The 8,093-nt window shown below is 74.2% G+C and carries 8 protein-coding genes; all 8 read right to left on the bottom strand.

Annotated elements, in window-relative coordinates:
- Positions 1-59 precede the first annotated feature (59 nt).
- Positions 60-323 carry a phosphoribosyl-ATP diphosphatase gene (locus Q0A33_RS09250; RefSeq protein WP_291795361.1) on the bottom strand — a complete coding sequence of 88 codons (264 nt, stop codon included), beginning with the start codon at positions 321-323 and terminating at the stop codon, positions 60-62.
- A gap of 66 nt (positions 324-389) precedes the next feature.
- Positions 390-1,055 carry a nicotinamide mononucleotide transporter family protein gene (locus Q0A33_RS09245; RefSeq protein ID WP_291795359.1) on the bottom strand — a complete coding sequence of 222 codons (666 nt, stop codon included), beginning with the start codon at positions 1,053-1,055 and terminating at the stop codon, positions 390-392.
- 15 nt (positions 1,056-1,070) lie between these two features.
- Positions 1,071-1,736 carry a ribulose-phosphate 3-epimerase gene (gene rpe / locus Q0A33_RS09240; protein WP_291795357.1) on the bottom strand — a complete coding sequence of 222 codons (666 nt, stop codon included), beginning with the start codon at positions 1,734-1,736 and terminating at the stop codon, positions 1,071-1,073.
- Between the two features lie 51 nt (positions 1,737-1,787).
- Positions 1,788-3,284 carry a transcription antitermination factor NusB gene (locus Q0A33_RS09235; protein ID WP_291795355.1) on the bottom strand — a complete coding sequence of 499 codons (1,497 nt, stop codon included), beginning with the start codon at positions 3,282-3,284 and terminating at the stop codon, positions 1,788-1,790.
- 1 nt (position 3,285) lies between these two features.
- Complete coding sequence (fmt, locus tag Q0A33_RS09230) at positions 3,286-4,251, bottom strand: methionyl-tRNA formyltransferase (protein ID WP_291795353.1); 966 nt, start codon at positions 4,249-4,251, stop codon at positions 3,286-3,288.
- Positions 4,252-4,279: 28 nt separating this feature from the next.
- On the bottom strand, positions 4,280-6,337 hold the full coding sequence (locus Q0A33_RS09225; protein WP_291795351.1) for a primosomal protein N': 2,058 nt from the start codon (positions 6,335-6,337) through the stop codon (positions 4,280-4,282).
- Between the two features lie 11 nt (positions 6,338-6,348).
- Positions 6,349-7,554 carry a methionine adenosyltransferase gene (gene metK / locus Q0A33_RS09220; RefSeq protein WP_291795349.1) on the bottom strand — a complete coding sequence of 402 codons (1,206 nt, stop codon included), beginning with the start codon at positions 7,552-7,554 and terminating at the stop codon, positions 6,349-6,351.
- Positions 7,555-7,563: 9 nt separating this feature from the next.
- A partial coding sequence (locus Q0A33_RS09215) for a phosphopantothenoylcysteine decarboxylase (protein ID WP_291795347.1) occupies positions 7,564-8,093 on the bottom strand: 530 nt, incomplete at its 5' end.

The raw sequence follows: 8,093 nt of genomic DNA, 5'->3' as shown, positions 1-8,093 counted from the left end.
GTCGGCGGAACCGGGGCGGCTCCCCTGCCCGTCCGCGGATGCGGAGGAAGTGGGGGCGGTCAGAGGAAGCGGTAGACGTCCGCAGGGGTGAGCCCGCGGGCGAGCATCATCACCTGCAGATGGTAGAGCTCCTGCGAGATCTCCTCCGCGAGCTCCTCGTCGCTCTGGTACTCCGCGGCCATCCAGACCTCCGCGGCCTCCTCCACGATCTTCTTGCCGATCTGGTGGACGCCCGCGTCGAGCTCCGCGACGGTGGACGATCCGGTGGGCCTGGTGCGCGCCTTCTCAGCGAGTTCGGCGTAGAGAGAGTCGAAGTCCTTCACACGGCCAGGGTAGTCCAGACCGGCACGGCTGTGTGAGCCGGGGCCGTCACGCGGGATCCGGGGCCGTCACTCCGGATCCGGGCGGGAGACGTCGGACGCGATCTCGTGCGGCGAGGAGATGCGCTGGCGGGACCGGCGGCTCCAGTCGACGATGCCCATGACGACCATCACGAGGAAGACGAGGTAGACGGCGCCGGAGAACAGCAGGCCGCCGGAGACCGCGAGCGGGATGCCCACGAGGTCCACCGCCAGCCACACGAGCCAGAACTCCACGATGGCCCGGCCCTGCGCCACCATCGCCACGAGCGAGCCGATGAAGATGTAGGCGTCCGGGTAGGGGTTCCACGACCAGCCGCCCCAGTCCAGGAGCGCGCCGAACCCCAGGGTGCCGAGCCCCAGCACGAGGACGAGGACGATGCGCTCCGTCCAGGTGCCCCAGCGGACCTGGACCTCCCCGGCCTCCTCCTTCGCGGCCTTCCAGCGGGTCCAGCCCCAGATCGCCGCGGCGATGATGACCACCTGCCGGGAGGCGTTGCCGCCCAGCCCCGCGCCGATGCTGGCACTCAGCAGGAGGATCGAGCCGGCGATCTGCACCGGCCAGGAGAGGATGTTCCGCCGCAGCGCGAGGAACACCGTCGCGATCGCCGCGATGTTCCCGAGCAGATCGGACCACGGCACCGGCACGGAGCCGAGCGTGAAGACGGGGGTGTTGAGGAGGTCGAGGATGTGCACGTGCCCAGGGTACGCTCAGGCCCCCGCGCGCGCCTCCGCGCGTCCGCGGAGTGAGGCGACGGCGGCCGCGGCGTCGTCCGCGGCGTAGACGGCCGAACCCGCCACCAGCACGTTCGCGCCCGCATCCACCACGCGGTCCACCGTGGCCTCGGAGACCCCGCCGTCCACCTGGAGGGCCACGTCGAGGCCCTCCGCGGAGATGGCCCGGCGCAGGCGGGTGATCTTGGGCAGGCACACGTCGAGGAACTTCTGTCCGCCGAAGCCCGGCTCCACCGTCATGACGAGCACCTGGTCGAACTCCGGGAGGAGGTCGAGGAGGGGCTCGACGGGAGTGGCCGGCTTCACCGCCACGCTCGCGCGGGCACCCAGCGCCCGCAGCTCACGGGCGAGCCGCACCGGGGCGGCCGCGGCCTCCAGGTGGAAGGTCACGGACGCGCAGCCCAGGTCCGCATAGACCGGTGCCCAGCGGTCGGGGTCGGCGATCATGAGGTGTGCGTCGAGCGGGATCGGCGACACGGCCCGGATCCGCTCGACCACGGGCGGGCCGAAGGTGAGGTTGGGGACGAAGTGGTTGTCCATGACGTCCACGTGCGCCATGTCCGCGGTGCTGATGCGCCCCAGCTCGGTCCGCAGGTCGGAGAAGTCGGCTGACAGGATGCTCGGATTGATGTGAATGCCCACGGCTGGAGATCCTACCGGCTCCGCGCGCTCCGCCTGCCTCTCCGGCCCCGCTCAGTCCCGCTTCCTCCGCAGCAGCGCGAGGAACATGCCGTCCGTCCCGTGGACGTCCGGCCACAGCTGGGCGAACCTCCCGCCCGCCCGCGGGGCCGAGGCGAAGGAGTCCGCGTCCCCGCCGGTGACGCGCGCGAGCACTGCGGCCGCGTCGAGGACCTCGAGGTTCTCGACGTCCGCGAGCACCTCGTCGACGATGACGCCCGTCTCCGCCCAGTGCGGCGAGCACGTCGAGTAGGCGACGACGCCGCCGGGGCGGCAGGCCTCGAGAGCCGCGGAGAGCAGCCCGCGCTGCACGGGGGCGAGTGCGGCGATGTCCTCCGGGCGCCTGCGCCAGCGCGCCTCGGGGCGCCGGCGGAGTGCGCCGAGGCCGGAGCACGGCGCGTCCACGAGCACACCGGAGTAGCGACCGGGGCGGGCCGCGGCGAACTCGCGGCCGTCCGCCTGCGAGACCGCGACGGCGTCCGCACTCGCGCGCACGGAATCGCGGACGAGGCGGGCCCGGTGTGCGGAGGAGTCCACGGCGTCGACGGAGCCGCCCAGCTGGGCCGCGAGCGCGCCGAGCACGGCGGTCTTGCCGCCGGGGCCTGCGCAGAGGTCGAGCCAGCGCGGGCCCTCCGCCGCCTCGTCCTCGGCATCGGCCTGCATGCTTGCCTCGACGAGAGCGAGGGCGATGAGCTGCGAGCCCTCGTCCTGCACCCGCACGCGGGCCTCGGCCACCCCGTCCACCTCGCGGGGGTCACCGGACTCCAGGACGACCGCCAGCGGGGAGAGCGCGCCCCGGTGCCCGGCGCCGGCGGCGATCTCGTCCGGATCCGCGAGGCCGGGCAGGGCGGCGAGCGTCACCCGGGCAGGGGTGTTGTCCGCGGCCAGGAGGCGGTCGAGGCCGCCGTCCTCGGCGTCCGGGCGGCGGTGCCTGCGCAGGGCCAGTGCCAGCGCCCGCACGATCCAGCCCGGATGGGAGGTGCGCAGCGCGCGGACCTCCGTCTCCCCCGCCCCGGCGGTGAGCCGTTCCAGCCATTCCTCCGCGGAGGCCTCCGCCACCCGCCGGAGGACGGCGTTCGTGAGACCGGAGGCGCGTGCGCCGCCCAGTGCGCGGAGCGCGTCGATCGTCTCCGAGACCGCCGCGTGGTCCGCAATGCGCATGCTCAGCAGCTGGTGAGCACCCATCCGCACCGCCTGCCGGGTGAGCGGGTCGAGATCCGCGGGGTCCCTGTCCGCAGCCGCGCGGACGACCGCGTCGTAGAGGCCCTGCATGCGCAGGGTGCCGTAGGTGAGTTCCGTGGCGAGCGAGGCGTCGCGGGGGCTCAGCTCCGCGTTCCGCAGCCGCCCCGGCAGCAGGAGGTTCGCGTAGGCATCGGCGTCCTCCACCTCGCGCAGGACGGTGAGCGCGACCTCGCGTGCGGTCCGGGGCCTCCGCGGCGACTCCCGCCGTTCGCCCCTGCCGCGCCACTCGTCCCGGCCGTGCCGGCCGCGCTGTGCCCGCTGCTGCGCCATCTCAGGCCTCCTCTGTCTCAGTGGATGCGGCTGACTCGGTGGATGCCGCTGCCAGCATGTCGAACTGCACGGGGCCGTGCCCGCGGAGGAAGGCGGCGGCGTCCATCATGGGCTTGCCGAAGGGCTGGACGCGCGCGACGCGCACGGCTCCCCCGCCGGTGCCCAGCACGGCGGCCTCCTCCCACGGCTCCAGGCGGCCGGGCGCGGGTACGGGAGCGCCCGCCGGCGCGGCGGTGAGCCCGGCGAGCTTGGTGCGCTTCCCGTCCTTCTCCACCCATGCACCGGGGGCGGGGCTCACTCCGCGGTACCGCGCGAGCACGGATGCGGCGGGGGCGCCGAGGTCCAGGCGGGCCTCGGCGGGATCGATCTTCGCCGCATGGGTGGCGGCCCCCGTCTGCGGCTGCGGGTCCGCCGTGCCTGCGGCCAGCGCGTCGAAGGCCTCCACGAGGAGCCCCGCACCCGCCTCCGCGTACTCCGCGAGGACGCTGCCGGCGTCCGCCTCCGGCAGCGGCAGCTCCCGCTGGAGCAGCACGGGACCGGTGTCCATGCCCTCGTCGATGCGGAACACCGTGAGCCCGGAGCGCGTCTGACCGGCCATGAGCGCACGCTGGACGGGTGCGGCACCCCGCCACTGGGGCAGCAGGGAGAAGTGGAGGTTGAACCAGCCGGCACGCGCGGCACGCAGCGCACGGGGACCGGCGATGCCGCCGTAGGCCACGACGGCGACGGCGTCCAGGTCGAGGCCCTCGAGCTCCATGAGCACCTCGCCGCGGAGGCGCTCCGCCTCGAGGACGCGCAGCCCCAGCTCCGCCGCCGCGCTCTTCACAGGGCTGGGGGTGAGCACCCGCTTCCTCCCCACGGGCGCATCCGGCCGCGTGAGCACCGCGACGATCTCATGGTCCGAGGCCGCGAGGGCTCTCAGTGCGGGTACGGCGACTGCGGGGGTTCCGGCGAAGGCGATTCTCACCCGGCCGATTCTACGCAGTCGGCCGCACTCACAGCGCCCGGTGCGGGTCCACGACGTGGCGCACGATCGGCTCGCCGGCCGCAGAGCGCCGCAGGGAGACCGCCCGCACCGCCGCGCACACCTCCGCGGCATGGCCGTAGTCGAAGGCGAGGAGCCTGCTGTGGGGCTCCTCCTCCGTCAGCAGCAGGCGCAGCGCCGCCGGCACCTGCGCCTCGACCTCCGCGAGGAAGGCCGTGACGTCGCGGCGCTCGCCGCGCAGCTGCAGCGTCCGCACGGCGGGCGGCAGGCGGGTGGCACGCCGGTCGGCCAGCACCGCGGCCGCCGCGCCCACGGGATCGAAGGTCTGGAGCGTGCGCACCACCGCCGGCGTGTCGTCCAGCACGAGCGCGCGGCCGCCGTGGGAGGCCGCGCGCACGAGCGAGAGCGCGCGCAGACGCCGGCTCACCGCGCGTTCGATCCCGTCGAGGACCGGCCCCGGCCACAGGGTGTCCAGCAGCACCGCCGCCGCATAGCCGCCCTCGGCATAGGGCTCCGCACCGGTCGTCGCCACCACGACGGAGGGCTCGTCCGGCACGCTGTGGAGGATCTCCTCCCCCGCGGACCGCAGGACGGGGAAGCCGGAGAACGCCCGGTTGAGCTCCTCGACGGTGCGCTCCACCCCGCGCACCACGGCGCGGAAGCGCTCGGAGCGGCATCGCCCGCACTGCGCGTGCCCGGTGCGGAGTCCGCACCGGGCGCAGGCGAAGGGACCGGTGGGACCGGCGGCGGACAGGTGCGCCTCACAGCGCGGGCACACGAGCAGGTCTCCGCAGCGGGCGCACGCGACGACGGGCAGGTAGCCGGCGCGCGGCACCTGCACGAGCACGGGACCCACCGCCGTCTCCCGCTTGGAGCGGCCCAGCGCGTCGCGGATGACCTCGAACACGTCCGGGGGCATCCTCTCCGCCGCCGACTCCGCGCGCGGGATGAGGACGAGGGGTGCGGTCTCCCGCCGTTCCGCCCTGCCGCGCTCCAGCGAGGCCAGCCAGCCGCTCTCCGCCAGCCGCTGCACCTCCACCGTCCGGTCTGTGCCCAACAGCAGGAGGGCCGCGTCCTGCAGTCGTGAGCGCAGGAGACAGATCTCACGCGCGTGCGGATAGGGGGCGCGCGGTTCCGCGTAGTGGTCGCTCCCGTCCTCGAGGAGCAGCACGAGGCCGAGGTCCGGGAGAGAGGCCAGCGACGCCGCCCGCGTGCCGATCACCAGGCGCGCCGCACCGGTGTGCGCGCGCACCCAGGCCGACCATCGCGCCTGGGGCCCCTGGTCCGCGGAGAGACGCACCGTCAGCGGACCCAGCGGCCCCAGGCGCGCCGTGAGCGCGGTGAGCTCACGATGGTCCGGGACGACCCACAGCACCGAGCGCCCGGCCGCCAGCACGGCCGCTGCGGCTGCGAGCCCCACGCCGATCCAGCCGGTCCCGGGCTCGTCGCCGGGCGTGAGTGCGGCTGCCGCGCGCGGCGGCGCGGAGCCCTCCGCCTCGGAGCGGGCAGCGGCCCACTCCCCGAGTGCCGCGATGAACGCATGGACGTCCGCCGTCTGGTCCGCCGGCACGGGAAAGCTCTCGGTCCGCCTCTCCGGCCGGCTCAGCTCCTCCGGCGGTGCGGGTGCCTGCGCCGCGAGCGCGGACCGCTCCCCTGCGGCGTGCCGGGCGGGAACGGCCAGGCGGAGGACGTCCGGGAGAGTGCCTGCCCAGCGGTCCGCGACCGCCTGCAGCAGTGCGAGCACCGCCGGGGTGAGGACGGGCAGGGCGGACACGACGCGCTCCAGCGGAGCGAGCTCGCCCGTGTGCGCGGTCTCCGTGCTGCGGGAGACGAGGAACCCGGACACCAGCCGGCCGGAGAAGCGCACGCGGACGCGCACCCCCGGGACCGCCTCCGCGTCCAGCGTCGCCGGGACCCCGTAGTCGAAGGGGCGTGCGAGGTGGGGGACGCTCGCCTCCAGGAGCACCTGCGCCACCGGCAGCTCCTCCGCGGGCTCCGCTCCCCCGCGCAGCCGCACCCCCGCCGCGACGGCAGGTGCCGGCAGGTCGAGCGGCAGCGGCTCGTCCATCCTCGCCGGACTCAGGCGGCGAGCCGCGCGAGCTCCGCCGCCCGGGCGGTCGTCTCCCAGGTGAAGCCCTCGCCCGTCCGGCCGAAGTGCCCGTAGGCCGCCGTCTCCCGGTAGACCGGCCGCAGCAGCTCCAGATCGCGGATGATCGCCGCGGGACGGAGGTTGAACACCTCACGCACCGCCGCGACGATGCGTTCCGGGGCCACCGTCTCCGTGCCGAAGGTCTCGACATAGAGCCCCACGGGCTCCGCCACGCCGATCGCGTAGGCCACCTGCACCTCCGCGCGTGCCGCGAGGCCGGCGGCGACGATGCTCTTCGCCACCCACCGCATGGCGTAGGCGGCCGAGCGGTCCACCTTCGAGGGGTCCTTGCCGGAGAACGCACCGCCGCCGTGACGGGCGTAGCCGCCGTAGGTGTCGACGATGATCTTGCGTCCCGTGAGCCCCGCGTCGCCCATGGGGCCGCCGGTGATGAACGGACCGGCCGGGTTGATGAAGTGCTGGGTCCCGGAGCGGTCGAGATCGACGGTGTCGAGCACCGGGTCGATGACGTGCTCGTGCAGGGCCTCCCGCAGTCCGCCCTGGTCGTCCCTGTAGCCGAGGCCGTGCTGGGTGGAGACCACCACGGCCTCGATCGTCACGGGGGTCTCCCCGTCGTAGCCGATCGTCACCTGTGTCTTGCCGTCCGGCCGCAGGTCCGGGAGGATGCCGGCCTTGCGCACGTGGGTGAGGCGCTCCGAGAGACGGTGGGCGAGGTGGATGGGCAGCGGCATGAGGACGTCCGTGGAACTGTCCGCATAGCCGAACATGAGGCCCTGGTCGCCGGCGCCCAGGGAGGTCGTGTAGTCGCCGGTGTCCGCCCCGGTGCGCCGCTCGTAGGACAGCGTCACACCGGAGTTGATGTCGCTGGACTGCTCCCCCACGGACACGGAGACGCCGCAGGAGTGGCCGTCGAAGCCCTTCTCCGAGGAGTCGTAGCCGATGTCCGTGATGGTGCGGCGCACGATGCCCGCGATGTCCGCGTAGGCGCTCGTGTTGATCTCGCCGGCGACGTGGACCAGACCGGTGGTCACCATCGTCTCGACGGCGACCTTGGCATCCGGGTCCTGGCGGATGAGCTCGTCGAGGACGGCATCGGAGATCTGGTCGCAGATCTTGTCCGGGTGCCCTTCCGTGACGGATTCCGAGGTGAACTGGCGCAGAGGTGATGTGGTCACCGGGTCATCCTAACGATTGCGGACCGCCGCGATCGCGGCGATGACTTCTTCCGACACCTGGCGCTTGGTGCCCGCGGCCGAGGCGACGACCTCCGCCCGGCCCTGCGCAGGGCGGTAGACGGTGACCTCGTTCGAATCGGCGCCGAAGGCACGGTCGCCGGAGACGTCGTTGAACACGAGCAGGTCGCAGCCCTTGCGGAGCAGCTTCTCCTGCGCATAGACGGCGGCCGGCTTCTCCGGGCTGCCCGTCTCCGCCGCGAAGCCCACGAGCGTCTGCGCGCTGCGCGCCCGCCCCGCCTCGCGGTCCGCGACGAGGCCCGCGAGCACGTCCGGGTTCTCCACCAGGTCGAGGCCCAGGGCACCCCCGGTCTTCTTCATCTTGTGGTCCGCCGCGGCCGCGGGCCGGTAGCCGGCGACGGCGGCGGCCATGATGATCACGTCCGCGTCGGACTGCCAGCCGGACATGGCGGCCTGCAGCTCCTGGGTGGTCTCGACCTCTTCCACCCGCACCCCGGCGGGAAGCGTGGACACGGCCGTCC

It is taken from the genome of Brevibacterium sp. (assembly GCF_022712115.1).
GTDB lineage: Bacteria > Actinomycetota > Actinomycetes > Actinomycetales > Brevibacteriaceae > Brevibacterium > Brevibacterium salitolerans.
This window is presented reverse-complemented; position numbering and strand designations above follow the sequence as displayed.